Origin of the sequence: Phenylobacterium sp. LjRoot97 (assembly GCF_964254345.1) — a bacterium.
In the GTDB taxonomy this organism is placed as follows: domain Bacteria; phylum Pseudomonadota; class Alphaproteobacteria; order Caulobacterales; family Caulobacteraceae; genus Phenylobacterium.
The window spans coordinates 3405843-3432407 of the sequence record NZ_CAXUTH020000001.1; the positions used below are offsets into that span (position 1 = coordinate 3405843).

Sequence of the window (26565 nt, forward strand, 5' to 3'; positions counted from 1 at the left end):
AGATTGTGCCCGAGCGGCGCTGTCGCGCACGATTTTACCCTTTCGGCGTAACGGAATTCGCCGGCGCCGGCGTGCCTTTAGCGACACACCAGTAACGCGCGCGATGCTGGTCGACGAGGTTGTCGACGAAACCGGTGACCTTCGGCGAGACGAGATTCTTGTTCACGTAGAAGTAGATAGGCGCAACCGGCGCATCATCGAGCATCAACGCCTCGGCCTGGGCGAGGTAGCCGGCGCGGACCTGAGCGTCGACTTCGGCGTCGGCCTTGGCGAGCAGGGCGTCGTAGGCCGGATTGCGATAGTCGCCATAATTTTGCGGGCCGGTCGCCGACTGCTGCAGGTAGAGGAAGCTCATGGCGTCGTTGTAGTCGGCGATCCAGGCGGCGTCGGCGACGTCGAAATCGCGCGAACGGAAGGCCGCATAGGCGATCTGGGCTTCGTTCTGCACCAGGCGCGCATCGACCCCGATCTCCTTCCAGTCCGCCTGGATGGCAGGCATGAACAGCATCGGATCAGGCGTGTTGCGGTGCTTGATCTCGAAGCGCAGCGGGTTGTTGGGGCCGTAGCCGGCCTCGGCCAACAGACGGCGTGCCTCAGCCTGGCGCTTCTCGAGCGGCCAGGCTGCCCAGGCCGGCGGCTGCGCGGGCTTGTAGTTGGCGACGCCCGGCGGCACGAAGGTATAGGCCGCCGTCTGCCCGCCACGCAGCAGCTTCTGGGTGATGAAGTCGCGGTCGATCGACATGTTCAGCGCCTGCCGCACGCGCTTGTCCTTGAAGGCCGGGACGTTCGAGTTGAACGCCAGGTAGGTCACGCCCAGGAAGGTGTGGGTGCGCACGTAGCCCGGCATGGTCTCGCGCAGGAAGGCGATGCGGTTCGACTGGATGTCGGCGTTCATATCCAGTTCGCCGCGCGCCACCCGGCGCTCGGCCATGGCCGCGTCCGGGGTCGGATAGAGGTAGATCTGATCGACGCAGACCTTGTCGGCCTCGTAGAAGCGCGGGTTCTTCACCAGCCGCACATAGTCGCCGAGCTTCCAGTCGGTGACGATGTAGGGGCCGTTCGACAGATAGGTGCCGGGCTGCACCCACTTCTCGCCGACCTTGTCGAGCAGGTGCTTGGGCAGCGGCGACATGGTGTGGTGCTTGGCGAGTTCCGGCAGGTACGGAGCCGGATGGTTCAGGGTGATCTCGAGCACCTTCGGCGATATCGCCCGCACCCCGAGCGCCTCCTTGGGCGCCTTCCCCTCGTTCACCGCCTGGGCGTTCTTGATGAGGTAGAGGACCGAGGCGTACTCCGACGCCGTCTCGGGCAGCAGGATGCGCCGCAGCGAATAGACGAAATCGTCCGCCGTCACCGGCACGCCGTCCGACCAGTTCGCGTCGCGCAGATAGAAGGTCCACACCAGGCCGTCGGGGCTGGTCTCCCAGCGCTCGGCCATGCCGGGAACCGCTTCGCCCTTTTCGTCGGAGTCTGTGAGCCCGATCAGCAGGTTGGAGATGATGCGGTCTTCCCAGGTGCCGGTGGACTTGTGCGGGTCGAGGGTCACCGGCTCGGAGACGTTGCCCGCCTGGATGCAGACCTGCCCCTCCGGGCACGGCGGCCGCGAAGGCCCCTTGGGCGCGCAGGCGGCGATGGAAAAGGCTGCAGTCGCCAGGATCAGCGTATTGCCGAGCGCCCGGAGCGCCCTATCAATGCGGGACGTCGAAACCATGGGTCACGGATGACACACTTTCCTACGCGCTCAAAGCTGACCGCCATCGCGCTGCTGGCCGCCCTCGCCGCCTCGGGTCAGGCCGCCGCCCAGGCCAAGCCCGAAGGTCGCGCCGCGGTGCTGCAATCTCTGCTCGACTGCAAGACCAAGAGCGACCCGACCGAGCGCCTGGCCTGCTACGACGCCGCCGCCGGCGCGATCGACACCGCCGAAAAGAAGGGCGACATCGTCGTCGTCGATCGTGAGCAGGCCAAGGCCGCTCGCAAGCAGGCTTTCGGCCTCAGCCTGCCGACCCTGGACATGTTCAACAAGGCCGAGGCGACGCCCGAGGAAGCCAACCGCATCGAAGACACCGTCGAGCGCGCCTATCGCGGCGGCGACGGCAAGTGGGTCTTCGAGCTGACCGGCGGCGCGATCTGGCAGTACTACGACGCCGCCGATCTCGGCCGGACGCCGAAGAAGGGCAGCAAGGTCGAAGTCCGCAAAGGCGGCGTCGGCGGCTACTTCCTCAGCGTCGACGGCCAATCGGGCGCCCGCGCCAAGCGCCTGCGCTAGAAGGCTCAGCGGTCCTTCGGGTCGATCGCGTCCCGAAGGCCGTCGCCGATGAAGTTGAAGCTCATCAGCGTCACGACCATGGTCAGGGCGGGGAAGATCAGCAGCCAGGGAGCCAGTTCCATGTCCTGCGCCCCGCCCGCGATCAGCGTGCCGAGCGAGGCCATGGGCGGCTGAACGCCAAGGCCCAGGAAGCTCAGGAAGCTCTCGGCCAGGATAACGGCAGGTATCGTCAGGGTCACATAGACCACGACCGGCCCCAGCAGGTTGGGGATGATGTGGCGCGAGATGATGCCGCCTTGGCTGAGGCCCGCGGCCCGCGCGGCCTCCACGAACTCCTTGTGCTTCAAGCCGAGCGTCTGGCCGCGGACGATGCGGCTCATGGTCAGCCACTCGACCGCGCCGATGGCGATGAAGATCAGGATGATGTTCGAGCCGAAGGTCACCATCAGCAGGATTACGAAGAAGATGAAGGGCAGCGAGTAGAGCACGTCGACGACGCGCATCATGATCTCGTCCAGCGCCCCGCCGACATAGCCGGCGACCGCGCCCCAGGTGATGCCGATGACCAGCGACACCAGCGTCGCCACCAGCCCGATGGCCAGCGAAACCCTAAGCCCCATAAGGAGTCTGGCCAGCAGGTCGCGGCCCAGGGAGTCGGCGCCCAGCAGGTGGCCGGCGGTCAGCGGCGGGGCCCAGACGTCGTCCTTGTTGATCTGGTCGTAGCTGAACGGGACCAGGTGCGGGCCGACGATGGCGACCAGCACCAGCACCGCCAGCACCGACATGCCGCTGACCGCCGCCCAGTTGCGGAACAGGCGGCGCAGCGCGTCGTCCCACAGGCTGCGGCCTTTGACAGCCTTTTCCATGACTTGCGCGCCGGCGCGCGAACCGGGAGCCAGGATCACGACAGCCTCACGCGGGGATCAAGCGCCGCATAGAGCAGGTCGGCGATCAGGTTCAGGACGAGGATCAGGGCGGCGTAGAAAATCACCATGCCCATGACCACGGTGTAGTCGCGCTGGAGCGCCGAAATGACGAAAAACTTGCCCAGTCCCGGCAGGTTAAAGATCTTTTCCACCACCAAGCTGCCGGTAAGCAGGCCCGCGCAGGCCGGGCCGAGATAGCTGACCAGCGGCAGGATCGCCGCGCGCAGGGCGTGTTTTCCGACAATCCTGTGTTCCGGCAACCCCTTAGCGCGGGCGGTGCGGATGTAGTTCGAGCGCAGCACCTCGATCATGCCGGCCCGCGTCAGGCGCGAGATGATCGCGATCTGCGGCAGGGCCAGCACCGCTACCGGCAATATCAGGTTTGCGAGCGCCCCGCCGTTCCAACCGCCAGAAGGCAGAAGCTGCAATTTCGATCCGAATATCAGCACGAGCAGCGGCGCCGTGACGAAAGTCGGGATGCAGACCCCGATGATGGCCACCGCCATCACCCCGTAGTCGACGAGCTTGTTCTGCCGCAGGGCGGCCAGCACCCCCAGGGTCACCCCGACCACGCTGGCCAGGAGAATCGCCGACAAGCCGAGGATCAGGCTGACCTTGTAGTTCTCCTGCAGGATCTGCAGGACGGACTTGTCCTTGTACTTCAGCGACGGGCCGAAATCGCCGCGAGTCACGTCGCGGAGATAGTTGAAGTACTGCTCGTGCAGCGGCTTATCCATGCCGTACTTGGCCATGACGTTCCGCTCGATCTCGGGCGAGAGCTTGCGGTCCATGTCGAACGGGCTGCCGGGGGCGGCGCGCATCATGAAGAATGCGACGGTCACCACCAGGAACAGGGTCGGGATGGCCACCAGCAGTCGGCGGCCGATGAAGCGAAACATCAGGGGCTCAAGGTGACGGCCGATTGTCGGCCGGGCGTTGCGAAACTTTCACCGGCCCCCGATGATGTCAAACGATCGCCCCCTCCCCTCCTAGCGGTATTGCAGATGACTGACTTTCGACGCGTCACCGACCAGCTTTCGGTCGCCCCCCAGATCTCGACCGCCGACCTGGCGAGCGCGGCGGCCCAGGGCTTCAAGCTGGTGATCAACAACCGACCGGACGGCGAGGACCCCACCCAGCCGACCAGCGCCGAGATCGAGGCGGCGGCCAAGGCCGCGGGCCTCGAATACGTGCACATCCCGGTGCGCGGCGGCCCCACCCCCGACCAGGTCGAGGCCAACTATCGCGCCGTCGAGGCCGCCGGCGGGCCAGTGCTGGCCTTCTGCCGCTCGGGCACGCGCTCGATCGTCACCTGGTCGCTGGGCCAGTTCCAGGCCGACGAACGTTCGGCCGACGAGCTCGTCGAGCTGGGCGCCCAGGCCGGCTATGACCTGTCGGGCGCTTTCCCGCGCTAGACCCGGACACGAAGAGGCCCGCCCCCGGCGACGGGAGCGGGCCCTTGTGGTTCGCGAGATGGCGAGCCCTTAGGCCGCCATGAAGGCGCTGCGGCGACGCGACGAACGGACCGCGCTGCCGACCGCGCCGAAGCCGATGATCATCATCGCCCAGGTGGCCGGCTCGGGCACGGCGCTGCCGACGTCGCCGAGGGTGACCTGGAAGGTGGCCGTGCCGCCGGTGAAGTTGAACAGCTCAGGCCGAGCGTAGCCGATGTTGATCGAGTTGCCCGTGAAGCCGAGCGTCGGCGTGACGCCGGAGTCGGTGAGATTGTTGCTCAGCAGGGAAATGCCGGTGATCGTCTGGGCGCTACTGAACAGGACGTTGCTGATCGCCAGGCTGTAGGTCTGGAAGTCCCAGGTGTCCTGCGAGCGCAGGGTGAGGATGTTGGTCACCGCGTCCCAGTCGACGAACACAACGCCGCCGCCCCAACCCGACGGATTGGAGACGAAGTCGCCGCCGTCCAGCTCGTCGCCGGCGCCGAGCACCGCCCCGGTGTTCTGGTAGAGCTTGCCGCCGCTGGAGCTGTAGTCCGGCAGGTGGGACTCCGAACGGAAGTCGGCCACCGTCACGGCGGCCGCGGCCGGCAGGCCGAACATCAGGGTTCCGGCGGCGATCGCGCCCGCAATCAGCTTCTTCATAGTCTCAAGCCCCAACTGTGCGGCCGCTGCGGCCGCTGATTTCGCCCGTCCCGTTTCGACCCGTCTGGGGCGAAACCTACTCGCGTCGGACGGGTGCAAGCAGGAGCCGTGCCAGCCAGGACGCCCGTTGCGGGACGCAAATGGGTACTTGACGGTACTTAATTGCGCCGACAATCTGGTACCCATGAGTACCGATACCCTGCCCACCGGCCCCGGACGTCCGCGCGACGAGGAGGCCACCGCCGCAATCCTCGCCGCGACGCTGCGGCTGCTGGCCGAGCGCGGCTATGCCGGAACCAGCACGGCCGACATCGCCGCGGCCGCCCGCGCCAGCAAGGCGACCGTCTATCGCCGCTGGCCGAGCAAGCCGGCGCTGTTCGCGCAGGCCATCCAGCACGGCCTGCGCCAGGCCCACGCCGCCCCGGCCCGGACCGGCGATGTTCGTGAGGACATCGCCGGCGTGCTGGCCGCCAAGATGGCCGCGTTCGCCGAGGGCCCGCTCGGCGGCGCGATCCGCGCAGTGATCTCCCATGCGGCCCACGAACCGGAACTCGCGCGGGCCATGACGGAGGTCACCCAGGGCGCCCGCGAGCACGGCCCCCTGCGCGGCCTCGTCGAAGAGGCCAAGCGCCAGGGCCTGGCGCCGGCCGACGCCGACACCGGCCTGCTGCTCGACCTGCTGCTGGGGGCGCCGTTCTTCCAGCTGCTGGTGCTGCAGGTCCCGCCCGATCCCTCCACCGCCCGCGCCCTGGTCCGCCAGGTATTCGGGCCTGCCGACAAGGACGCCCGCCATGCAGCTGCGAGATAGGACGATCCTGGTCACCGGCGGGGCGCGCGGCATCGGCTTGGCGCTGACCCGCCGCTTCCTGGCCGAGGGGGCGGTGGTGATCGCCGCCGGCCGCGACGGCGAGCGGCTGGCCCGGCTGCACGCGCAGCATCCGCGCCGGGTCACGGCCTGGCCCGTCGATCTTTCCGATCCGCAGCAGACCGACGCCTTCGTCCGCGACTTGCCCCGCCGACATCCGGAGCTGTCGGTGGTGGTCAACAACGCCGGCGCCCAGACGCTGACCGACTTCCTGGCCGACGACGTCGAGACGCTGCGCCCGGCCCTGCGCCGCGAGATCAGCCTGAACCTGGACGCGGTGGTGGCGATCTCGACCGGCCTACTGGAGCATCTGCGCCGCCAGCCCTCGGCGGCCATCGTCAATGTGACCAGCGGCCTGGCCCTCGCGCCCAAGACCTCCTCGCCGGTCTATTGCGCGACCAAGGCGGCGGTGCGCAGCTTCACCAAGGCGCTGCGCTATCAATGCGAGGATGGCGCGCCGAACGTGCAGGTGATCGAAGCGGTGATGGCCCTGGTCGACACCGACATGACCGCCGGCCGCGGCCAGGGAAAGATCACCCCGACCGAAGCGGCCGACGAGGTGGTGGACGCGATCCTGGCCGGCCGACGCGAGGTCTATGTCGACCGCGCCAAGCTGCTGCCGATCCTGATGCGCGTCGCTCCCGGCCTCGGCGAGCGGATCATGCGCCGAGGCTAGGGGGCCGAGTTTCCACCGCTAGCTTGGCCTATGGCGTCTGATCGAGTTGCACCCGGGCGGCGCCCATGGCTACCTGCTCGGGTTCGCAACTCGCGACGGCCAGCACCAGCTGGGCCGCGACGAGACAGAGCAGCGCGAAGGCCACCCTCTGAAGCCGTTTTGATACATAAATCGCCGTGTCCGTCGCCATGACCGACCTCGCACCCCAAGTTCGAGGGCAAGACAGCAAGACGGGCGCCGCCGAAGGACTTTTCGATGATCCCTTATGTTCGTGAGATTCAGTTCGAGTACGGCGCCTGCGACCAGGTCTCGCCGCTGATCCGCCGGGTGGTGGCCAACAACCCCGGTCCGTTCACTTATCTGGGCACCGGCACCTACATCATCGGCAAGGGCCAGGTGGCGGTCATCGACCCCGGTCCCGACATGCCCGAGCACCTCGACGCGCTGATGGCGGCGCTGGAGGGCGAGACGGTCACCCACATCCTGGTGACGCACCACCATTCCGACCACTCGCCGCTCGCCGGCCCGCTGCAGGAGAAGACCGGCGCGAAGATCTACGGCTGCGCGGTGGGCGCGAAGGCCGGGGACTCGACGGTGATCACCGAGGCCGGGCACGACCTTTCGTTCACCCCGGACATCGACATCTGCGGCGGCGGGGCGATCTTCGAAGGGCCGGGCTGGACGCTGGAGGCGATCGCCACCCCGGGGCACACCTCCAACCACATCTGCTTCGCCCTGAAGGAGGAGAACGCGTTGTTCTCCGGCGACCACATCATGGGCTGGTCGACGACGGTGGTCTCGCCGCCGGACGGCGACATGACCGCCTACATGGAAAGCCTGGACCTGGTGAAGGACCGGAACTTCGACATCCTGTGGCCGACCCACGGTCCGCCGGTGCTGGAGGTCGGCCCGTTCATCGAGGCCTACATCGCCCACCGCCGCGCCCGCGAAGCGCAGGTGCTGAAGGCTGTCGGCGAAGGCCATGGCCGGATCAAGGACATGGTGCCGGTGCTCTACGCCGAGGTCGACAAGCGGCTGTGGCCGGCGGCGGCGCGCTCGGTGCTGGGCCACATGATCGACCTCACCCGTCGCGGCGTCGTCGTCTCCGACGACCGCGACCCGGGCTTGGACAGCGACTACCGGCTGGCGGGGTGAGCGTCAGCGCGCGACGCCGGTGATTTCCTTGATGGCGGCCTGGACCGAGGCCTTCTCGCCCGCGCCCCACAGGTTCTTGAGGTAGGCGAGCGTGTTGCCGGCCGGGCCGTCGAACCGCCACTCGCAGTCCTGGAAACGGCAGTTGTCGAAGATCGGCGGCTCGCCGCCGGCGTAGATCAGTCGGGACTTGAGGAACTCGCAGCCGGAGAAGACCTGCCCGTCGAGGCTGACCGTCTCGTGGCTGTAAACGACGCTGGTCGACATGGGCTACTCGTCCTCTTCCGGGGGCTGCGGCGACGACGCCGCCCGCGCGCGTTCGCGCTCTTCGCGCTTTTCAGCCGCCTTGGCGGCGACCTTGTTGGCCTTCTGGCGTTCGCGCTCCATGCGCTCGAACTGGTAATTCGGCTTCCTCGCCATCGATGCTCCTGTAGTGATTACTTGCGGGCCTGAACCATCGTCTTTCAGGCGCAAGTTTTCGCGCGCCCCGCACGGGACACCTGACCAAATTTTCGGAGAAGGTTGAGGTCGGCCCGGGTCGCTTCTTCAAGAAAAAGCGATGAGAACAACCGAACCAAAAGCGATCTTCGATTGCGGCTTGTAGCGAAATTAGGGACTTCACGCCAGACGCAATTACGGAAGCGCTGGACCGCGCCCGGAAGGTCGGGTCGCCTGGGGGCGCCAGCTCCGCCTCAGCGGAGCGTGACCTGCGCCTCGGCGGCGGGCTGACGCACTTCGCGGTCCCAGACATAGGCGAACAGGGTCGCAGTGGTGATCGCCAGCACCAGCAGCGCGCGCAGCCAGAACCGCGAGAAGCCGGCCAGCATGGCGACCAGCGCGGCGAAGAAGCCGCCGGCGACGCTGGCCAGGGCGACGTGCGGCGCCCACTCCATGGCCACGAGCCCGACCCCGACGCCCTCGCTCATCAGGCCGAGCTTGGGCGCGATCACCCCGACGGCGACCAGACAGGCCGGCGCCAGGGCGATCAGGGTCGCGCCATTCAGATAAAGATCGGCGAAGCCGTGCGAGACGGCCGGCTGACGCACCAGAACGGACGCAGCCGGCCGCCCCTGAGCCGGCGCGATAGCCGGCTCAGACGCAGTCAGCTCCGCCGAAAAGGGCGCACGGCGTCCGCCGGGGCCTCCGGCGGCTGCGGTTTGGCCGTCGGAACCGTACGCGGGGGCGACGCGGCGCGATCGACCGCCTGATCGGGGCCCGGCGTCCACTGCAGCCAGGATCCGTCGTCCGGCGCCTGGGCCGCGGGCTCGGGCGCGTAGATCTTCGGCTCCGGCGAGACGGCCAGGGCCGCGGCGCCGCCGGTGGCCGCGGTCGGCAGGACATAGTCCTTCATCCGGTCGCGGATCAGCTTCTTGTCGATCTTGCCGGTGGCGCCGAGCGGGATCTCGTCGACGAAGGCCACGTCGTCGGGCGTCCACCACTTGGCGATCTTGCCCTCGAGGAACTGCAGGAACTCTTCCTTGGTGGCCTCCTCGCCGGCCTTCAGCTTGACCAGCAACAGCGGGCGCTCGTCCCACTTGGGGTGGGCGACGCCGATGACAGCGGCGATTTCGGCCTTCGGGTGGCCGGCGGCGATGTTCTCGATCTCGATCGAGGAGATCCACTCGCCGCCCGACTTGATCACGTCCTTGGCGCGGTCGGTGATCTGCATGAAGCCATGCTCGTCGAGGGTGGCGACGTCGCCGGTGTCGAAGAAGCCGGCCTCGTCGAGGATGTTTCCACCCTCGGACTTGAAGTACTGGCCGACCACGAACGGGCCGGCGACCTTGAGGCGGCCGAAGGTGGCGCCGTCGTGCGGCAGGTCCTTCTCCTCGTCGTCGACCAGCTTGAGCTCGATGCCGAGCGGGGCGCGACCCTGCTTCAGCTTGAACTGCAGCTGGGCCTCGGCGTCCATGGCGGCGATGGCGGCGTTCGGCGTGGCCTGGGTGCCGAGCGGCGAGGTCTCGGTCATGCCCCAGGCGTGGGTGACGTCGACGCCGAACTCGTCGCGGAAGCCGCGCACGATGCTCTCGGGCACCGCCGAGCCGCCGATGACGACGCGCTTGAGGGTGGTCAGCTGGCTCTTGGTGGCGCGCAGGTGCTGCAGCAGCATCTGCCAGACGGTCGGCACGGCGGCCGAGAAGGTGACGCCCTCGGTCTCCAGCAGCTCGTGCACCGAAGCGCCGTCCAGCTTCTGGCCCGGCATGACCAGCTTGGCGCCGACCGCCGGGGCTGAGAAGGCCAGGCCCCAGGCGTTGGCGTGGAACATCGGCACCACCGGCAGCACGGTGTCGGTGGCGCGGATGCCGAGCACGTCGCCGCCCATGGTCACCAGGGTGTGCAGGAAGTTCGAGCGGTGCGAGTAGAGCACGCCCTTCGGATTGCCGGTCGTGCCCGAGGTGTAGCAGAGGCCCGCGGCGGTGTTCTCGTCGAAGCCGCCCCAGGTCACGTCGGCCGAGGCCTGTTCGACCAGGCTCTCATAAGCCAGGGCGCCGGGCAGCTGGTCGCCGAGGTGAGCCTCGTCGGAGAAGACCACGAAGTGCTTCACGCCGGGGATCTGGTCGCGGATCGAGGCCAGGATCGGCAGGAAGGTCAGGTCGGTGAAGATGACCTTATCGTCGGCGTGGTTGATGATGTAGACGAGCTGCTCGGCGAACAGGCGCGGGTTCAGGGTGTGGCACACCGCGCCGATGCCCATGATGCCGTACCAGGCCTCGATGTGGCGGCCGGTGTTCCAGGCCAGGGTGGCGACGCGGTCGCCGGGCGCCACGCCCAGCGCCTTGAGCGCATTCGACACGCGCTTGGCGCGCTCGTGGATCGCAGCGTAGGTGGTGCGGACGATCGGCCCCTCGACCGAACGGCTGACGACCTCGCGGCCGCCGTGCCAGGCCTTGGCGTGGTCGAGGATCTTGTCGACCGTCAGCGGCCAGTCCTGCATCAAACCTTGCATACTCTTACTTCCTCCCGACGACGCCGCCCTCTCTGGGGCTGGCGCAAGCTAGATTCACCAAGTCCTTAACGCAACGCGGCTCGGTGAACAGGGGCTTGTGGCCAAACCACGCTGCGGCATGGTGTTTTGCGCAAGAATAGGGGCCGCGACGTGGCGCCTGCTCGAAGAGGAAGCGCGGCGAACCGCCGGTTGACTTCCGGGGGCCGGTCCTATCGAAGGGCCGACTTTCCTTCACGCAAGTTGCGAGGACCCAGGTGGATCAGTTCGACGTCGTGGTGATCGGCGCCGGGGCGGCGGGCATGATGTGCGCCATCGAGGCCGGCAAGCGCGGGCGCAAGGTGCTGGTGATCGACCATGCCGACGCGCCCGGCGAGAAGATCCGCATCTCCGGCGGCGGCCGCTGCAACTTCACCAACATCAACGCAGGCCCGGCCAACTTCATCTCGGCCAACCCGCACTTCGCGATCTCGGCGCTGCGCCGCTACACCGCCAAGGACTTCATCGCCTGGATCGAGCGTGAGGGGATCGCCTATCACGAGAAGACCCTCGGCCAGCTGTTCTGCGACAACTCGGCCAAGGAGATCATCGCCATGCTGACCGGCGCGATGCGCCAGGCCGGCGTGACCTTGCGGCTGAAGACCACCGTCGAGCGGGTCGAGCAGGAGGACGCCGGGTTCTCGCTGGAGACCAGCGGCGGGCCGGTCGCCTGCGAGGCGCTGGTGATCGCCAGCGGCGGCAAGTCGATCCCGAAGATGGGCGCCACCGGCTTCGGCTACGACATCGCCCGGCAGTTCGGGCTGAACATCGTCGAGACCCGCCCGGCCCTGGTGCCGCTGACCTTCGAGGTCGGGATGCTGGAGCGGCTGAAGCCGCTCGCCGGGGTGGCGGTCGACGCCGTGGTCTCCTGCGGCAAGACCAGGTTCGCCGAGGCGATGCTGTTCACCCACCGCGGGCTGTCGGGCCCGTCGATCCTGCAGATCTCGTCCTATTGGCGCGAGGGCCAGGCGATCACGCTCGACATGGCCCCGGGCGTCGACATCGCCGCGACCTTGAAGACCGCCCGCCAGACCCGCGGCAAGCAGGCGGCGATCACGGTGCTGTCCGAGCACCTGCCGCGCCGGCTGGCGCAGATGATCCTGGACGAGGCCGCCGCCCCGGCCAACGCCGGCGACCTGTCGGACAAGGCCATCGGCCGCATCGCCACGGCGGTGAACGCCTGGAGCGTCAAGCCGGTCGGCTCGGAGGGCTACCGGACGGCCGAAGTCACGCTGGGCGGGGTGGACACCAACGGCCTGGAGTCCAAGACCATGCAGGCCAAGTCCGTGCCCGGGCTCTACTTCATCGGCGAGGTGGTCGACGTGACCGGCTGGCTGGGCGGCTACAATTTCCAGTGGGCCTGGTCGTCGGGCTGGGTGGCCGGGCAGGCGGTCTGACGACGGATTCAGTTCCTCCCCTTCCGGGGGAGGTGGATCGGCGCGAGCAATTGAGAACGCCTAAGGCAGCGGCGAACCGCCGTGCTGGATCGACCAGGCTTCGGCCGCGTCCTGGGCCGGTCCCGACGCGTCGACGCGGATCCAGTCGATCGGGCCGACGTCGCGGTCCAGCTGCATGCGCAGGGTCGCGACGGTGGCGTCGGAGGCGTCCCCTTCCCGCCCCTCGATGCGCTGGGCCAGGACTTCGGGGGCGGCCTCCAGCCAGACGCCGTGGAACGGCACGCCGGCCTGGCGGGCTAGCTCCTGCGCCCGTCCGCGCAGTTCGGGCTGGATGAAGGTCGCATCGACCACCACGGCGCGGCCGGCGTCCAGCAGGGCGCGGGCCTCGGCCAACAGGGTGTCGTAGACCTCCTGGTAGAAGGCGGGGGAATAGACACTGGCCGGCAGCGAAGCATCGGGCGCAACGCCCAGCAGGCGCTTGCGGATCTCGTCGGTGCGAAGGACCACGGCGCCCGGCGAAGCGCCCAGGCCCGGCGCGATCAGCCGCGCGAAGGTCGACTTGCCCGAACCGGACAGCCCGCCGACCGCGGTCAGCTTCGGCGGCGGCGGCGACAGGTGCGCCAAGCCGGCGTCGAGATAGGCGCTGGCGCCTTCCAGGTCCGCGCTGTGGGCCTGGACGTGGGCGCGCACCCCGGCGCGGACCGACATCATCAGCGGCAGGGCGGCGAGGCCGTCGAGCAGGTCGGGGCCGAAGTGGCGACGGCCCTCGTCGATATAGGCCGACAGCACCCGCACGGCGGCGTCGCGGCGACGGCGGAAGTCGAGGTCCATCAGCAGGAAGGCCAGGTCGTACTGGACATCGATGTCCGAGAGGATGTCGTTGAATTCGATGCAGTCGAACAGCACCGGCCGGCCGTCCTCCAGCAGGATGTTCCCGAGATGCAGGTCGGCGTGGCACAGGCGCGCGAAGCCGGCGTCGCGGCGCGCGTTCAGCAGGCCCTCGCGGCGGAAGAACTCAGCGTCGGTGGCGGCGATCAGCGCCTCGACGCGGGTCTCGCCGAGCTTGGGCGCCAGTTCGCGCAGCAGCTTGGCGTTGGAGTCGATCGTGTACTTCAGCGCCTTGCCGCCGCCGCCCTGCGGGCGCAGCTCGGCCTTGGCGTGGACGGAGGCGACCTCGCGGCCCATGGCCTCGGCCAGCGGGCCGTCGACCGCCCAGGGCCGGGCGGCGAGCACGAAGCTCTCGTCGAAGCGGCGCATCTCCAGGGCGTACTCGACCACCGCGCCGGGGCCGTCGAGCTCCAGGCCGCCGCCGCTCTTGCGGGTGATGGTCCGCACGGCGCGGTAGATGTCCGAGGTGGCGGCGCGGTTGAAGCGCAGCTCACGCTCCAGCGCCCAGTGCCGCAGGTCCAAGGTCGAGTAGTCGAGGAAGCCCAGATCGACCCGCTTCTTGACCTTGAAGGCGGTGTCGCCGGCCAGGAACACCCAGGCGCAGCCGGTCTCGATCTTGGTCTGCGCCTCGCCTTCCAGCCAGGCGACGACTTCGGCCTCTTCGGCGTCGGTCAAGGATAGAGGCGCTGGGTGGTCCAGCCCTCCCCCACGCGGTCGAAGACGAGGCGCTCGTGCAGGCGGAACGGCCGGTCGCGCCAGAACTCGATGGCCTCGGGCTTCACGCGGAAACCGGACCAGTGCGGCGGCCGCGGCACCTTGCCGAGGCCGAACTTCAGGCCGATCTCGGCGATGCGCTTTTCCAGGGCCAGGCGGTCGGGCAGCTGCTGCGACTGCTCCGAGGCCCAGGCGCCGATCTGGGCCGGACGGGCGCGGGTGGCGAAGTAGGCGTCGGCCTCCTCCGGCGTCACCGGTTCGACCACGCCGCGGACCCGCACCTGGCGGCGCAGCGACTTCCAGTGAAACAGCAGCGCGGCCTTCGGACTGGCGGCCAGCTGGCGGCCCTTGGCGCTGCCGAGATTGGTGTAGAACACGAAGCCGTCCGGGCCGGCGTCCTTGAGCAGCACCATGCGCACGTCGGGCATGCCGGTCTCGTCGACAGTGGCCAGGGCCATGCCGTTGGGATCGTTCGGCTCTTTGGCGGTCGCCTCCTTCATCCATTCGGCGAACAGCTCGAACGGGTCCTGCGCCGACAGCAGCGGCGGCGGCTCGGCCGCGGTCACCTGGCGGACGTAGTCGTCCTCGCTGGGCGAGGGGGGAATTGCGGCCTTGTCGCTCATATCGCCGATATAGCGCCTTGGCGCGCGCTTGCCATGCTTAACGCGCCGTTGACCATGGGCCGTCCACAGTCGCCGGATGGCCGCGCCCAAGTCACCCATGCTGGACAGGAAGCGGGCGCGCGCCGTGCTGGGCGTCGCGTCAGGGGCCACGGCCGCCGAACTGCGTCGCGCGTTCCGTGAAGCGGCCAAGAGCGCCCACCCCGACCGGCCCGGCGGCGACGCCGAGCGGTTCCGCGAGGTGGTCGAGGCCTACCGCCTGCTCAGCGAACCGATCCCGACCAGCGGCGTCATCCAGCCGCCCGCCACCGTCAGGAAAACCGCCCAGGACGACAGGATCCTGCCGATCACGCCGCTGCTGTCGCTGAACGGCGGCGTCGTGCTGAAGGAAACCGCCGACCAGCGCAGCCTGAAGATCACCCTGCCCGCCGGCCTGCGCTCGGGCGACGTGCTGCGGGCCGGCGCCGACATGTTCGAGATCGCCGTGCGCGGCGATGCGCAGATCATGGTCCGCGGCCACGACCTGTGGGTCACCACGCCGCTGCACCCGCACGTCCTGGCCCAGGGCGGCCGGGTGGCGGTGGACACCCCGCTAGGCCGTCGGGTCGTCTGGATCACCAAGAAGGTCGGCGAACGCGGACTGGTGCGGCTGGCCGGCCAGGGACTGCCGGCGCGGGGAGATCACCCCCAGGGCCATCTCTTCCTGCGCCTGACCGAGCAGACCCGCACCACCGACACCGCCACGCGCACCCTGCGCCGCCGGTTCGCCGCCGCCTGGGCGGCCTAGCCTTGAGCCCAAGCCGGCTTTAAGAACGCCGCCATGTCGCACAACACCTTCGGCCATCTGTTTCGCGTGACCACCTGGGGCGAGAGCCATGGACCGGCGCTGGGCTGCGTCGTGGACGGGTGCCCTCCGGGCATCGGCCTGACCGCCGAAGAGGTGCAGGTGTGGCTGGACCAGCGCCGTCCCGGCCAGGGCAAGTTCGTCACCCAGCGCCAGGAGCCGGACGCGGTGAAGATCCTGTCGGGCGTGTTCCAGGACGAGCGCACCGACGGCCAGGTGACCACCGGCACGCCGATCTCGATGCTGATCGAGAATGTCGACCAACGCTCGCGCGACTATGGCGAGATCGCCACCCAGTTCCGGCCGGGCCATGCCGACTACACATATTTCGCCAAGTACGGCGTGCGCGACTATCGCGGCGGCGGCAGGGCCTCAGCGCGCGAGACTGCCGCGCGCGTGGCGGCCGGCGCCGTTGCGCGCAAGATCATCGAGGGCGTCACCATCCGCGCCGCCGTGGTGCAGATCGGCCCGCACGCCATCGACCACAGCCGCTTCGACTGGGATCAGCGCCACGAGAACGGCTTCTGGTGCCCGGACGCGTCGACCGTGCCGGTCTGGGAAGAGCACCTGGAAAAGGTCCGCAAGGCCGGCTCCTCGACCGGCGCGATCGTCGAGGTAGAGGCGCTCGGCGTCCCCGCCGGCTGGGGCGCGCCGGTCTATGGCAAGCTCGACGCCGAACTGGCCGCGGCGCTGATGTCGATCAACGCCTCGAAGGGCGTGGAGATCGGCGCCGGCTTCGCTTCGGCCGCGTTCTCCGGCGAGGAGAACGCCGACGAGATGCGGATGGGCAATGACGGCGAGCCGCTGTTCCTGTCCAACAGCGCCGGCGGCATCCTGGGCGGCATCTCGTCCGGCGCGCCGGTCGTCGCCCGCGTGGCGTTCAAGCCGACCTCCTCGATCCTCACCCCGCGCCGCAGCCTCAACGAGGCCGGCGAGGAAGTGGAACTGCGCACCAAGGGCCGGCACGACCCGTGCGTCGGCATCCGCGCCGTGCCGGTCGTCGAGGCGATGACCGCCTGCGTGCTGGCCGACGCCTTCCTCCGCCATCGAGCTCAGACCGGCGGCGGCGCCTATGTTCCGGGCGGTTCCGAGCGCCGTTGACGTTTGGACGAGCGTCGGAATTTCGACACTCGCAAATCGCCGTTTTATGGCATTGACCGTGCAACTTTCGCGCAGCTAATCAGCTGTTGTCGCGGAATGCATCGTCGCGATTCGGCCCCCTAGTCAGCGCGGTGAACGTGCGCCTCGATCGCCTCAAGGTCCTGATCGTCGACGACAACAAGCACACGCGCCTGCTGCTGGCGCAGATCCTGCGGGCGCTCGGCATCACCCAAACCGTCGAGGCCAGCGACGGGGTCGAGGGCCTGGCCGCGCTGCGCAACCACGCCGTCGACATCGTGCTGACCGACCTGGCCATGGAGCCGATGAACGGCATCGAGTTCGTGCGCTCGCTGCGGACCCACCCCGACAGCCCCGGCCCGATGCTCCCGGTGATCATGATCACCGGACACGCGACGATGAAGCGGCTGCAAGAGGCGCGCGACGCCGGGGTCAACGAGTTCATGGGCAAGCCGATCACCGCCCGCGGCGTGATCGAGCGGCTGGCCCAGGTGGTCGACCACGCCCGCCCGTTCATCCGCACCGACGACTACTTCGGTCCCGACCGGCGCCGGCGCAGCGATCCCAGCTTCGAGGGCCCCTGGCGGCGGGCGGGCGACCACCGCAACGTCCGCGCCCTCGAGCTCTAGCGGTCGCCACCATTTGGTGATCTTCGCCCGCTAGGCAGGCAGCGTCCCTGTCGGAGAACCCTTGCATGCCCGCCCTTCGCCTTCTCGCCCAGCTGTCGCTGCTGGCGGGCGCGGCCCTGACGCTGTCGGGCTGCCTGGCGGTCGCCGCCACCGGGGCGGTGGTCGGCACCGCGGTCGGCGTCACCGGCGCGGCCGTCGGCGTCACCGCCAAGGGCGCCGGCATGGCGGTCGGCGCGATCATCCCCGACGGCGACGACAAGGACGACAAGCGCAAGTAGCGCCCTGGACTGCCCCGGCGTCAGCGATCCCAGGATCGCCGCTCGAGGGAGACGTCCATGCGCAGGGTTCAGGCGACCAGTCTGTCGTCGATCGACGACTATCGGATCATCGACGCCGATCCGCTCGAGCCGGGCCCGGGCGAGGTGCTGATCGACGTCGCCGCCTGCGGCGTCGGCTATGTCGATGCGCTGGTGGCGCTCGGCCGCTACCAGGTCAAACCGCCGCTGCCGCACACACCGGGCCAGGAAGCGGCGGGCCGCGTGGCCAAGGTCGGCCCCGGCGTTGTCGGCCTGGCGCCCGGCGAGCGGGTGATGGCCAACGTGCGCGGCGGGTTCGCGCAGCAGGCCCTGGCGCCCGCCGCCGCCGTCCGCGCGATCCCCGAGCGCCTGGCGTTCGCCCAGGCCGCCGGCTTCCACATCAACTACGTCACCGCCCTGCACGCCCTGGCCGACCGGGCGAACCTGCAGGCTGGCGAGACCGTGGTGGTGCTGGGCGCGGCCGGCGGGCTCGGCGCGGCCGGACTGCAGGTCGCCAAGCTGCTGGGCGCGCGGGTGATCGCGGCGGCCTCCACCGAGGCCAAGCGCGACTTCTGCCGCGATCTGGGAGCCGACGAGGTGCTGGACACGGCCCCCGACGGCTGGCGCGAGCGACTGAAGGCGGCCGGCGGCGGACGCGGCCCGGATGTCGTGTTCGATCCCGTCTGCGGCCCGCTGTTCGAACCGGCGTTCCGCTCGCTGAGCTGGCGCGGACGCCACCTGGTGCTGGGGTTCGTCGGGGGACCGATCCCCGCCCTGCCCGCCAACCTGCCGCTGATGAAGGGCGCGGCCCTGGTCGGCGTCGACGTGCGTCAGTTCATGCTGCTGGAGCCCGAACTGGCCCGCGCCCACCTCGACCGCCTGCTGGACTGGGCCGCCGACGGGCGGCTAGCGCCGCCGCGCGGCCAGGCCTTTGCGCTCGACGCGTTCGCGCAGGCGCTGGAGTTCGCGCTGACCGGCCAGGGGGTCGGCAAGACGGTGCTCGAAGTCGCCGACCTCTGAGGCGCGTCAGGCGCCGGGCACCGCCATCGCGCAGCTCTCGCCGATGGTCGGGCGCGAGACGACGATGCGCGAGAGGCCCGGGAACTTCGGCTGCAGGCGCTCGGCGAAATAGAGGCAGATGTGTTCGAGGGTCGGACGCTCGAGGCCCGGCTTTTCGTTGAGCAGGCCGTGGTCGAGTTCGGCCGCGACGGCCTTCAACTCGGCGTCGAGGTCGGCGAGGTCGACCACCCAGCCCACCGGCTCCTGCGGCGCGCCGCGCACGGTCGCCTCGACCTTGAACGAGTGGCCATGCAGGTTGTTGTAGGGCCGATGCTCGGGCCCTTCCGGGAAGTAGTGCGCCGCGTCGAAGGTCGCGGCCTTGGTGATCTCGAAAATCGGCTGGGTCATCTGGGAGGGGTCTTGGGCCGTCCGGCCGCGCTTGGCGCGCGTGTCACGGAATGCCGAGGTACTTGTGAGTCTGGACGCTTAAACGCCACCGGGGGTGCGCAAGGCAATAGGCGATCGCCGCCTGGGTGTTTTCGACGCGCGCCGGACCGTCCATCGGCTGCAGCAGGAAACGCTCGAAATCCATGTGCTCGAAGCGCGACGGATGGGCCAGCGCCTGGGGGAAGACCAGCTTCAGTTCCTGGCCGTGGGTCTGCACGACCTCGGCGTCGGCTTTGGGGCTGACGCAGATCCAGTCGATCCCGTCGGGAACCGGCAAGGTGCCGTTGGTCTCAAGCGCGATGCGGAAGCCACGGGCGTGCAGGGCCGCGATCAACGGCGCATCGACCTGAAGCAGCGGCTCGCCGCCGGTGCAGACCACCAGCCGGTGCTCGGGACCGCCGGTCCAGGCCGCCTCGACCGCCGCGGCCAGATCGTCGGCGCTGGCGAAGCGGCCGCCGCCCTCGCCGTCCATGCCGACGAAGTCGGTGTCGCAGAAGGTGCAGACGGCCTTGGCGCGATCCTCCTCTCGGCCCGACCACAGGTTGCATCCCGCAAAGCGGCAAAACACCGCCGGCTGGCCAGCCTGGCCGCCCTCGCCCTGGAGGGTCAGGAAGATCTCTTTGACGGCGTAGCTCATGACGTCAGTTCCGGGCGGCCGGCCTCGACCCACTCGGTCCAGCCCCGGGCGCGCAGGTCGCAGGCCGGGCAGTCGCCGCAGCCATGTCCCCAATCGTGCAGCGCGCCACGGGTTCCCCGGTAACAGGTGTGGCTGTCGCGGACGATGACGTCGACCAGGTCCTCGCCGCCCAGGCCCTGGGCCAGCGCCCAGGTCTGCGCCTTGGTCAGCCACATCAGCGGCGTCTCGACGACGAAGTCCTGGGCCATGCCGAGGTTGAGCGCGCGCTCCAGCGCGTCGAGCGTCTCGCGGCGGCAGTCTGGATAGCCGGAGAAGTCCGTCTCACACATGCCGCCCACTAGAAATTTCAGTTTGCGGCGATCGGCCAGCGCGGCCGCGTAGGTCAGGAAGACGAGGTTGCGGCCAGGCACGTAGGTGTTCGGCAGCCCCTTCTCGGTGATCTCGAAGGCCCGCTCCTGGGTCATGGCGGTGTCGCCGACCGCGCCGAAGCCGGTCAGGTCGAGGACATGATCCTCGCCCAGCTTTCCGGCCCATTGCGGGAACCGCGCGCGGACCGCCTCGCGAACCACAGAACGCTGTTCCATTTCGACCGCGTGCCGCTGGCCGTAGTCGAAGCCGACGGTCTCGACATGGTCGTGCCGGGCCAGCGCCCAGGCGAGGCAGACGCTGGAATCCTGGCCGCCGGAGAACAGGACCAGGGCGCGGGACTGCGGAGAAGCTTGGCTCATCGGCCCCATATGCGCGCGCGCGGCGCAAATCGGAAGCCCGGCGCGTCGCCGCGGCACGACTGCCAGCATACCGCCGAATCTAAAACGTTCGCAGAAACAACGATTTCGCACGTGCAGCACGACGAATACCGCGCCCGCGCAAGCTTCACCCTAAAATAGGTCGCCACGACCACTTACAATTGAAAGCAATCGAACCTTGTGCATTTCAGCAACAGCGCTTGGTTAGTTTCGACCTGATCGTCGATAACTTAACGACGTCACGTTGACAGACTCCACAACTGAGCGCGAGCCTTTGCCTTGTCGCGGGTGTGGCCGCCAACCCAGGACGAATTCTCCGTGCGGCGAAAGGTGACGCACCAGGCCGGTTTGTAGAGAGCCGTGGGCGTCTTGGGAGGAACCTGGAATGTTGAATGCTCTGCATTTGCGGAGCGCGCTGATTGTTGGCGCGTCCGCTGTAGCGTTGAGTTCAGTTGCGTCCCCGGCTTGGTCCCAGAACGTCATTCAGGAACTGGTGGTCACCGCCCAGAAACGCGAAGAGGCCCTACAGGACGTCCCGATCGCGGTGTCGGCGTTCAATCAGGACGCACTCGAGAAGGCCAAGATCGACGGCGGCCCGAACCTGGTCATCGCCGTTCCGAACGTGAACTTCTCCAAGGGGAACTTCACCGGCTACAACTTCCAGATCCGCGGCATCGGCTCCAAGCTGGTCGCCGGCTCCGGCGACGCCGGCACCGGCATCCACCTGAACAACGCCCCGCTGCTCTCCAACAACCTGTTCGAGACCGAGTTCTACGACGTCGAGCGGGTCGAAGTGCTGCGCGGGCCGCAAGGCACGCTCTACGGACGCAACGCCACCGGCGGCGTGGTCAACATGATCACCGCCAAGCCGATCGACGAGTTCGAGGCGATGATCCGCGGCGAGGTCGGCAACTACAACACCATGAAGCTGCGCGGCATGATCAACGTGCCGCTGGGCGACCAGTTCGCCCTGCGGGTCGCCGGTTCGTGGCTGAAGCGCGACGGGTTCGGCGACAACCTAGTGACCGGCAACGACGCCGACGACCGCGACCTGTTCGGCACCCGCGTCACCCTGGCGTTCAACCCGACCGACACCTTCCACGCCTACTTCCTGTGGGATCACTTCGACGAGGACGACAACCGCTCGCGGATCGGCAAGCAGTTCTGCACCAAGGACGTGGGCCCGGCGAACGTCGGCGGCCTCGGCTACTCGGCCGCGGCCGGCGGGCTGATCGGCCAGATTCAGCGCGGACTGTTCAGCCAGGGCTGCTCGGCGACCTCGCTCTACTCGGCCGGGGCGCTGGGGACGGTGAACTCGCAGGCGACCCTGGGCGGCCTGTTCGGCGCGCTCGGCGGCTTCCAGACCGGCGACGCCTATGCCGGCAAGATGCAGACGACCAACGTCCGCGACATCGAGTCGACCTTCGACCCGATCTACCAATCGACGACCGACATCTATCAGTTCAACGTCGACTGGGACCTGACCGACGAACTGCGGCTGACCTGGCTGACGTCGTACACGGACTTCGACCTCTATACGCGCCAGGACTACAACCGCTACGTCCCGAGCACGAGCTTCAACACCACGCCGAACCCGGTGAACGCCTTCGCCGGCGCGGTGCCGGGATACGCCGCCATCTATGCGGCGCTGTTCCCCGGCGGCGTGATCAACGACGCCCAGAACAAGCCGTTCAACCGGTTCACGACCAGCGACATCTCGTCGGCCTACACCAAGGGCTGGAGCCAGGAGCTGCGACTGCAGTCGGCCTATGACGGCCCGTTCAACTTCAACGTCGGCGGGATCATGGTTCGCTACCAGGCGACCGGCGACTACTACGTGATGTTCAACACCGGGACCGGCTACTACCAGATCAACAACCTGTTCAGCACAGGCAACCCGAACTGCGTCGGCGCCGCGCCCTGCGTCTCGGTCGATCCGAACTACGAGCCGACCCGCGTGGGCCGCAACTACTACGACGCCTACGGCCCCTACGACCTGCGTTCGCACGCCTTCTTCGGCGAGCTCTACTGGCAGGCGACCGACACCCTGAAGTTCACCGGCGGCCTGCGCTACACGGTCGACGACAAGGAGGTCGAGAACCACCAGGTCAACCTGGGCATCCCGGGCGTCGGCATCGCCGGACCGCTGCCGGGCACTCCGGACATCCTGCATGTCGAGTTCAAGGAGACCACTGGCCGGATCGGCTTCGACTGGAAGCCGGACCTCGACTTCACCGACGACACCCTGATCTACGCCTTCTTCTCGCGCGGCTATAAGGCCGGGGGCCTGAACTCCCCCTGCAGCGGCGGCGCCGGCGTGATCTGCGGTCCGCCGACCTTCGATCCGGAATTCATCAACGCCTACGAAATCGGCACCAAGAACACGGTGCTGAACGGCACGATGACCCTGAACCTGACTGGCTTCTATTACGACTACCAGGGCTATCAGGTCTCCAAGATCGTCAACCGCGCCTCGACCAACGAGAACATCGACGCCAAGATCAAGGGCGTCGAGCTGGAGAGCGTCTGGCAACCGCTGGAAGGCCTGCGCCTCAACGCGCAGATCGGCTGGCTGGACACCGAGATCAGCTCCGGCACCTCGATCGACACGTTCAACCGCACCGGCAGCAACCCGAACCTGGTTCTGGTGAAGTCGAGCGCGGCGTCGAACTGCGTGGTCAACATGGCTGCGGCCCAGACGGCGCTGGCGGTCTCCAACGCCACCAACAACCCGTTCGCCCTGCTGGGCGTCTGCACCCCGGTCTCGACCGCCGGCGCGGGCACCAACATCGGCAGCGGCGCGCTGGCGGTGGGCACCAACGCCTTCGGCGGCCTGGTCAGCGACGGCGTCCCGCTCTCGCTCGAAGGTCGGGAACTGCCGAACGCGCCGCACTGGACCGTCTCGCTGGGCGCCCAATACACCTGGGACTTCGGCAACGACTGGTCGCTGACCGCGCGCGGCGACTACTACAAGCAGACCGAGACCTTCGCCCGGATCTACAACACCGAGCCGGACCGGATCGACGACTGGCAGAACGTCAACCTGACCCTGACCCTGAGCAACCCGGCCAACGGCTGGGAGATCGGCGCCTACGTCAAGAACGCCACCGACGAGGAGGCGATCACCGACTTCTACCTGACCGACGACTCCTCGGGCCTGTTCCGCAACGCCTTCTATACCGAGCCGCGCACCTACGGCGTCTCGCTGCAGAAGCGCTTCTGACGACCTGATTTACCCAGCCGCAAGGCCTTGGCCGCCGTCCCTCGGGACGGCGGCCTTTTTCTTTGGCGTCACCGCAGAATCCGAACGCCATTTTGCGATTCAGGTACGGCGCGTCACAGAGCCGCACCCCCCAAGGCCTTTGTTTTTCTTTGATTCATAATCCGTCAAAAACCGACGGTCATTTTTGTACTCACGATTTGAAAGCGCGGTATTTCGGCCACAGGCTTTCAAAAGCACAACTGAATTGCGTTCAGTTATCGCGGGTCACATTGACGGCCGCGCCAACCCGGCCGAGGTTCCTCGCCTCGGCGCCTCCCCGCGCCGGATCACCGCACATCATGCGGGCGGACACGAAGAGGGCGCCCCACGCCCCTCCGCCCTGGGAGGATACTGATGGCTACCAACGCCCCGCGTCTGCGGACCATGCTGGCCCTGAGCGCTTCGGTTCTGACGCTCTCGGCGATTTCCGCGCCGGCCTTCGCCCAGGAACCCTTCCAGATCGAGGAACTGGTCGTCACGGCCGAGAAGCGCGAGCAGGCGCTGCAGGACGTGCCGGTCGCGGTCTCGGCCTACACCTCCGAGCAGCGCGACGTGCGCGGCATGACCGGCATCCAGGACTTCGTGAACTTCACGCCGGGCATGAACTACTCGGGCACCGACCGCGTGTCGCTGCGCGGCGCCGGCCGCAACACCTTCTACATCGGCAACGACCCGGGCGTGGCCGCCTACACCGACGGCTTCTACTCGGCCTCGTCGTCGGAACTGTTCAAGAGCTCGATGTTCGTCGAGCGCACCGAAATCCTGCGCGGCCCGCAGGGCACGCTGTACGGCCGTAACGCCATGGGCGGCGCGCTGAACACCATCTCCAAGCGCCCGTCGCACGAGTTCGGCGGCGAGATCCGCGCCGGCTACGGCAACTTCGACCGCACCAAGATCGAAGGCGTCGTCTCGATCCCGGTGGCCGACAACCTGCGCTTCAAGATCGGCGGCAGCCAGGACTGGCAGCGCGACGGCTTCATCGAGAACGTCGGCGGGGCCAACGACGGCGCCACCATCAAGCGCACCTACTTCGAAATCCAGGCCGAGGCCGAGCTGGGCGACAACCTGGACGTCTGGGCCCGCTACTCGCGTTCGAACTGGGATGACTCGACCGGCGTCGGCGACCGCCTCGCCAACCAGATCACCCCCTACGACACCACCCGCTTCTTCCAGCCGATCGGCGGCCTGGTGCCGAACGGTCAGTATGGGATGACCACCGCCAATCCGGGCGTCGCCGATCCCTACAAGCAATCGACCAACCGCGACGGCTATGGCCAGCTGCGCGGCAACCACCTGTTCACGACCTCCATCACCTATGATCTGGGCTGGGCGAGCCTGAAGTACATCGGCGGTCTGCAGCAGTACAACTATCAGACCGGCGGCGACTACGACGGCACCAACCGCACGACGTCGTATCTGATGAACGGCGTGCCGGTCTTCAGCGACCTGACCACCGACTTCGACGAGCACAAGCGGTACTTCTCTAACGAAATCAACCTGTCGTCGAACAGCGACGGCCCGCTGAACTGGATCCTCGGCCTCTACCAGTACAAGGAAGAGTACAAGCAGCGCATCCAGCTCGGCAGCCCGCTGCAGACGCAACTGGCGACCCCGTCCTTCTACTACGGCTCGATCAACGGCGCGGCCGCCGCCGTCTCGTCGCTGGCGGCCGCCGGCCTGCCGTCGACCAACCCGACGCGCAACTTCGCCGACAACCAGGCGCAACTGGAATCCAAGGCGTGGGCGGCGTTCGGCCAAGCGACCTACAAGTTCAACGACCAATGGGCGCTGACCGGCGGCCTGCGCTACACCAAGGATGAAAAGGACGGCTACGAGTCCCAGCGCCTCGTGCTGTTCAACCCGACCAGCGCCTTCGGCGGCGCGGCCGTGGACGTGTCCAGCGACATGGACCCGACCCGCCCTGGCGTGCAGAACTTCCGCAACCTGTCGGACTCCTGGTCCGCCGTCACCGGCACCCTGAACCTCGACTGGACGCCGAACGACGACACCCTGGTCTACGCCAAGTACAGCCGCGGCTATAAGTCGGGCGGCTTCCTGCTCGGCACCCTGGCGCCGAAGCCGACCGCCGACGAAGAGACGGTCAACGCCTACGAAATCGGCCTGAAGCAGACCATCGGCGGGCGCCTGATCCTCAACGCCTCGGCCTTCTACAACGACTTCCAAGGCCTGCAGCTGAACCTGTCGCAGCTGAACGCGGCCGGCACCTCGGCCTCGAACAACTTCGTCAACGTCGACGCCGAAGCCTACGGCCTGGAACTGGAAGCCATGTGGCAACCGATCCAGCCGCTGCAGATCTCGGCCTCGTACGGCTACCTGCACACCGAGATCACCAAGGGCTGCTGCTTCTACGACCCGGCGGACCCGAGCGCCCTGAAGTCGACCGCCCGTCCGTCGGGCGGCACGGCGACGACCAACGGCGTGCTGCTGGTGTTCCAGGACCTGGCCGGATCGAGGATCTACCAGTCGCCGGAGAACAAGTTCGCGCTGAACGCCAACTACACCTTCGACTTCGAGCCGGGCTCGCTGATCCTCTCGGGCAGCTACACCTGGACCGACGAAACCACCTACCAGCCCTTCGACAACCCCGACTTCGCCGTGCCGGCCTACGGCACCGCCGACCTGCGGGTGCTGTGGAAGGACGCCCAGGACCGCTACTCGCTCATCGGCTACGTGAAGAACCTGACCGACGAAGAGGGCTTCACCTCGACCTCGTCGACCAACCCGACGGCGGTGTTCGCCAACCCGAACCCGGGCCTGTCGGTCGGCGGATCCAACTATCTGCGCCAGACCAGCACCGCGATCACCCGCGGCCTGATCCAGCCGCGCACCTACGGCGTGGAGCTGCAGTACCGCTTCTAAGCCAGGTCCCTGGCTGAAACGGCGAAGGGCGGCGGGAGAAATCCCGCCGCCCTTTCTGTTGTCGGGAACCCGACCCGTCTTTTCGACATAGCGTCAATTTACGCTAACCCTGGGTGGAATTTA

Annotated in this window: 27 protein-coding genes; 13 read left to right on the forward strand and 14 right to left on the reverse strand. The window is 68.1% G+C overall.

Annotated features, from left to right (window positions below; translation table 11 throughout):
- Positions 1–34: 34 nt before the first annotated feature.
- The gene (locus ACSQ2H_RS16715) at positions 35–1711 is read right to left on the reverse strand and encodes a peptide ABC transporter substrate-binding protein (protein ID WP_436062511.1); all 1677 of its coding nucleotides are present in this window, start codon (positions 1709–1711) and stop codon (positions 35–37) included.
- Between the two features lie 9 nt (positions 1712–1720).
- On the opposite strand from ACSQ2H_RS16715, the gene ACSQ2H_RS16720 reads away from it, so the two are divergent.
- Positions 1721–2266 (forward strand): hypothetical protein, encoded by a 546-nt coding sequence (locus ACSQ2H_RS16720; protein WP_436062512.1) that lies wholly within the window; start codon positions 1721–1723, stop codon positions 2264–2266.
- 5 nt (positions 2267–2271) lie between these two features.
- Here ACSQ2H_RS16720 and ACSQ2H_RS16725 read toward each other — a convergent pair whose 3' ends face one another.
- On the reverse strand, positions 2272–3171 hold the full coding sequence (locus ACSQ2H_RS16725) for an ABC transporter permease (RefSeq protein ID WP_436062513.1): 900 nt from the start codon (positions 3169–3171) through the stop codon (positions 2272–2274).
- Positions 3168–4091 carry an oligopeptide ABC transporter permease OppB gene (gene oppB / locus ACSQ2H_RS16730; RefSeq protein ID WP_436062514.1) on the reverse strand — a complete coding sequence of 308 codons (924 nt, stop codon included), beginning with the start codon at positions 4089–4091 and terminating at the stop codon, positions 3168–3170. Before oppB ends, ACSQ2H_RS16725 begins: the two co-directional genes overlap by 4 nt.
- Positions 4092–4196: 105 nt before the next feature.
- On the opposite strand from oppB, the gene ACSQ2H_RS16735 reads away from it, so the two are divergent.
- Positions 4197–4607, forward strand: a complete 411-nt coding sequence (locus tag ACSQ2H_RS16735) for a TIGR01244 family sulfur transferase (RefSeq protein ID WP_436062515.1) — start codon at positions 4197–4199, stop codon at positions 4605–4607.
- 69 nt (positions 4608–4676) lie between these two features.
- Here ACSQ2H_RS16735 and ACSQ2H_RS16740 read toward each other — a convergent pair whose 3' ends face one another.
- Positions 4677–5288: a PEPxxWA-CTERM sorting domain-containing protein gene (locus ACSQ2H_RS16740; protein WP_436062516.1), complete on the reverse strand. Its 612-nt coding sequence runs from the start codon at positions 5286–5288 to the stop codon at positions 4677–4679.
- Between the two features lie 184 nt (positions 5289–5472).
- Between ACSQ2H_RS16740 and ACSQ2H_RS16745 the strand changes: the two genes are divergently transcribed.
- Both ACSQ2H_RS16745 and ACSQ2H_RS16750 read left to right on the forward strand, forming a co-directional pair.
- Positions 5473–6096, forward strand: coding sequence for a TetR-like C-terminal domain-containing protein (locus ACSQ2H_RS16745; RefSeq protein WP_436062517.1), 624 nt, complete (start codon positions 5473–5475; stop codon positions 6094–6096).
- Entirely contained in the window at positions 6080–6829 is a 750-nt protein-coding gene (locus tag ACSQ2H_RS16750; RefSeq protein WP_436062518.1) for an SDR family oxidoreductase, read from the forward strand. The genes ACSQ2H_RS16745 and ACSQ2H_RS16750 overlap by 17 nt, the downstream gene beginning before the upstream one ends.
- A gap of 28 nt (positions 6830–6857) precedes the next feature.
- Here ACSQ2H_RS16750 and ACSQ2H_RS16755 read toward each other — a convergent pair whose 3' ends face one another.
- Positions 6858–7019: a hypothetical protein gene (locus ACSQ2H_RS16755; RefSeq protein WP_436062519.1), complete on the reverse strand. Its 162-nt coding sequence runs from the start codon at positions 7017–7019 to the stop codon at positions 6858–6860.
- A gap of 65 nt (positions 7020–7084) precedes the next feature.
- Between ACSQ2H_RS16755 and ACSQ2H_RS16760 the strand changes: the two genes are divergently transcribed.
- A complete protein-coding gene (locus ACSQ2H_RS16760) occupies positions 7085–7984 on the forward strand; it encodes an MBL fold metallo-hydrolase (RefSeq protein ID WP_436062520.1) in 900 nt (299 codons plus the stop codon).
- A gap of 3 nt (positions 7985–7987) precedes the next feature.
- Here ACSQ2H_RS16760 and ACSQ2H_RS16765 read toward each other — a convergent pair whose 3' ends face one another.
- From ACSQ2H_RS16765 to ACSQ2H_RS16780, 4 genes are all read right to left on the reverse strand, one after another.
- Positions 7988–8248, reverse strand: coding sequence for a hypothetical protein (locus ACSQ2H_RS16765; protein ID WP_436062521.1), 261 nt, complete (start codon positions 8246–8248; stop codon positions 7988–7990).
- A 3-nt stretch (positions 8249–8251) separates the two neighbouring features.
- The gene (locus tag ACSQ2H_RS16770; RefSeq protein ID WP_436062522.1) at positions 8252–8401 is read right to left on the reverse strand and encodes a hypothetical protein; all 150 of its coding nucleotides are present in this window, start codon (positions 8399–8401) and stop codon (positions 8252–8254) included.
- A gap of 272 nt (positions 8402–8673) precedes the next feature.
- The gene (locus tag ACSQ2H_RS16775; RefSeq protein ID WP_436062523.1) at positions 8674–9027 is read right to left on the reverse strand and encodes a hypothetical protein; all 354 of its coding nucleotides are present in this window, start codon (positions 9025–9027) and stop codon (positions 8674–8676) included.
- 56 nt (positions 9028–9083) lie between these two features.
- Positions 9084–10928 carry a long-chain-fatty-acid--CoA ligase gene (locus ACSQ2H_RS16780; protein ID WP_436062524.1) on the reverse strand — a complete coding sequence of 615 codons (1845 nt, stop codon included), beginning with the start codon at positions 10926–10928 and terminating at the stop codon, positions 9084–9086.
- 254 nt (positions 10929–11182) lie between these two features.
- Here ACSQ2H_RS16780 and ACSQ2H_RS16785 point away from each other — a divergent pair, with 254 nt between their 5' ends.
- A complete protein-coding gene (locus ACSQ2H_RS16785) occupies positions 11183–12361 on the forward strand; it encodes an NAD(P)/FAD-dependent oxidoreductase (RefSeq protein ID WP_436062525.1) in 1179 nt (392 codons plus the stop codon).
- 60 nt (positions 12362–12421) lie between these two features.
- On the opposite strand, the gene ACSQ2H_RS16790 is transcribed toward ACSQ2H_RS16785, so the two are convergent.
- Both ACSQ2H_RS16790 and pdxH read right to left on the reverse strand, forming a co-directional pair.
- Complete coding sequence (locus tag ACSQ2H_RS16790; RefSeq protein ID WP_436062526.1) at positions 12422–13924, reverse strand: AAA family ATPase; 1503 nt, start codon at positions 13922–13924, stop codon at positions 12422–12424.
- A complete protein-coding gene (pdxH, locus tag ACSQ2H_RS16795) occupies positions 13921–14586 on the reverse strand; it encodes a pyridoxamine 5'-phosphate oxidase (RefSeq protein ID WP_436062527.1) in 666 nt (221 codons plus the stop codon). Before pdxH ends, ACSQ2H_RS16790 begins: the two co-directional genes overlap by 4 nt.
- Before the next feature lie 97 nt (positions 14587–14683).
- Between pdxH and ACSQ2H_RS16800 the strand changes: the two genes are divergently transcribed.
- The 5 genes from ACSQ2H_RS16800 (at position 14684) to ACSQ2H_RS16820 (ending at position 18491) form a co-directional block, all read left to right on the forward strand.
- Positions 14684–15370, forward strand: coding sequence for a DnaJ domain-containing protein (locus ACSQ2H_RS16800; RefSeq protein ID WP_436062528.1), 687 nt, complete (start codon positions 14684–14686; stop codon positions 15368–15370).
- Between the two features lie 33 nt (positions 15371–15403).
- Entirely contained in the window at positions 15404–16528 is a 1125-nt protein-coding gene (gene aroC / locus ACSQ2H_RS16805; protein WP_436062529.1) for a chorismate synthase, read from the forward strand.
- A 137-nt stretch (positions 16529–16665) separates the two neighbouring features.
- Positions 16666–17175 (forward strand): response regulator, encoded by a 510-nt coding sequence (locus tag ACSQ2H_RS16810; protein WP_436062530.1) that lies wholly within the window; start codon positions 16666–16668, stop codon positions 17173–17175.
- Between the two features lie 65 nt (positions 17176–17240).
- Entirely contained in the window at positions 17241–17453 is a 213-nt protein-coding gene (locus ACSQ2H_RS16815) for a hypothetical protein (RefSeq protein WP_436062531.1), read from the forward strand.
- Between the two features lie 57 nt (positions 17454–17510).
- Positions 17511–18491: an NADPH:quinone oxidoreductase family protein gene (locus ACSQ2H_RS16820; RefSeq protein ID WP_436062532.1), complete on the forward strand. Its 981-nt coding sequence runs from the start codon at positions 17511–17513 to the stop codon at positions 18489–18491.
- Positions 18492–18497: 6 nt separating this feature from the next.
- Here ACSQ2H_RS16820 and ACSQ2H_RS16825 read toward each other — a convergent pair whose 3' ends face one another.
- The 3 genes from ACSQ2H_RS16825 to queC are packed head-to-tail and all read right to left on the reverse strand — an operon-like array spanning position 18498 to position 20282.
- Positions 18498–18878, reverse strand: coding sequence for a 6-pyruvoyl trahydropterin synthase family protein (locus ACSQ2H_RS16825; RefSeq protein ID WP_436062533.1), 381 nt, complete (start codon positions 18876–18878; stop codon positions 18498–18500).
- Between the two features lie 43 nt (positions 18879–18921).
- Positions 18922–19554, reverse strand: a complete 633-nt coding sequence (gene queE, locus ACSQ2H_RS16830) for a 7-carboxy-7-deazaguanine synthase (RefSeq protein ID WP_436062534.1) — start codon at positions 19552–19554, stop codon at positions 18922–18924.
- Entirely contained in the window at positions 19551–20282 is a 732-nt protein-coding gene (queC, locus tag ACSQ2H_RS16835) for a 7-cyano-7-deazaguanine synthase QueC (RefSeq protein ID WP_436062535.1), read from the reverse strand. The genes queE and queC overlap by 4 nt, the downstream gene beginning before the upstream one ends.
- Before the next feature lie 511 nt (positions 20283–20793).
- Between queC and ACSQ2H_RS16840 the strand changes: the two genes are divergently transcribed.
- Positions 20794–23523: a TonB-dependent receptor gene (locus ACSQ2H_RS16840; RefSeq protein WP_436062536.1), complete on the forward strand. Its 2730-nt coding sequence runs from the start codon at positions 20794–20796 to the stop codon at positions 23521–23523.
- Positions 23524–23916: 393 nt separating this feature from the next.
- Positions 23917–26442 (forward strand): TonB-dependent receptor, encoded by a 2526-nt coding sequence (locus ACSQ2H_RS16845; protein ID WP_436062537.1) that lies wholly within the window; start codon positions 23917–23919, stop codon positions 26440–26442.
- The last annotated feature ends 123 nt before the right edge of the window (positions 26443–26565 follow it).

Coding starts and splice junctions, on each gene's coding strand:
- ACSQ2H_RS16755 (WP_436062519.1), bottom strand. CDS start 7,019: ATGGCGACGGACACGGCGATTTATGTATCAAAACGGCTTCAGAGGGTG.
- ACSQ2H_RS16740 (WP_436062516.1), bottom strand. CDS start 5,288: ATGAAGAAGCTGATTGCGGGCGCGATCGCCGCCGGAACCCTGATGTTC.
- ACSQ2H_RS16735 (WP_436062515.1), top strand. CDS start 4,197: ATGACTGACTTTCGACGCGTCACCGACCAGCTTTCGGTCGCCCCCCAG.
- ACSQ2H_RS16765 (WP_436062521.1), bottom strand. CDS start 8,248: ATGTCGACCAGCGTCGTTTACAGCCACGAGACGGTCAGCCTCGACGGG.
- ACSQ2H_RS16745 (WP_436062517.1), top strand. CDS start 5,473: ATGAGTACCGATACCCTGCCCACCGGCCCCGGACGTCCGCGCGACGAG.
- ACSQ2H_RS16815 (WP_436062531.1), top strand. CDS start 17,241: ATGCCCGCCCTTCGCCTTCTCGCCCAGCTGTCGCTGCTGGCGGGCGCG.
- queE (WP_436062534.1), bottom strand. CDS start 19,554: ATGAGCTACGCCGTCAAAGAGATCTTCCTGACCCTCCAGGGCGAGGGC.
- aroC (WP_436062529.1), top strand. CDS start 15,404: ATGTCGCACAACACCTTCGGCCATCTGTTTCGCGTGACCACCTGGGGC.
- ACSQ2H_RS16760 (WP_436062520.1), top strand. CDS start 7,085: ATGATCCCTTATGTTCGTGAGATTCAGTTCGAGTACGGCGCCTGCGAC.
- ACSQ2H_RS16845 (WP_436062537.1), top strand. CDS start 23,917: ATGGCTACCAACGCCCCGCGTCTGCGGACCATGCTGGCCCTGAGCGCT.
- ACSQ2H_RS16800 (WP_436062528.1), top strand. CDS start 14,684: ATGCTGGACAGGAAGCGGGCGCGCGCCGTGCTGGGCGTCGCGTCAGGG.
- pdxH (WP_436062527.1), bottom strand. CDS start 14,586: ATGAGCGACAAGGCCGCAATTCCCCCCTCGCCCAGCGAGGACGACTAC.
- ACSQ2H_RS16820 (WP_436062532.1), top strand. CDS start 17,511: ATGCGCAGGGTTCAGGCGACCAGTCTGTCGTCGATCGACGACTATCGG.
- ACSQ2H_RS16825 (WP_436062533.1), bottom strand. CDS start 18,878: ATGACCCAGCCGATTTTCGAGATCACCAAGGCCGCGACCTTCGACGCG.
- ACSQ2H_RS16780 (WP_436062524.1), bottom strand. CDS start 10,928: ATGCAAGGTTTGATGCAGGACTGGCCGCTGACGGTCGACAAGATCCTC.
- ACSQ2H_RS16750 (WP_436062518.1), top strand. CDS start 6,080: ATGCAGCTGCGAGATAGGACGATCCTGGTCACCGGCGGGGCGCGCGGC.
- ACSQ2H_RS16770 (WP_436062522.1), bottom strand. CDS start 8,401: ATGGCGAGGAAGCCGAATTACCAGTTCGAGCGCATGGAGCGCGAACGC.
- ACSQ2H_RS16715 (WP_436062511.1), bottom strand. CDS start 1,711: ATGGTTTCGACGTCCCGCATTGATAGGGCGCTCCGGGCGCTCGGCAAT.
- ACSQ2H_RS16720 (WP_436062512.1), top strand. CDS start 1,721: ATGACACACTTTCCTACGCGCTCAAAGCTGACCGCCATCGCGCTGCTG.
- oppB (WP_436062514.1), bottom strand. CDS start 4,091: ATGTTTCGCTTCATCGGCCGCCGACTGCTGGTGGCCATCCCGACCCTG.
- queC (WP_436062535.1), bottom strand. CDS start 20,282: ATGAGCCAAGCTTCTCCGCAGTCCCGCGCCCTGGTCCTGTTCTCCGGC.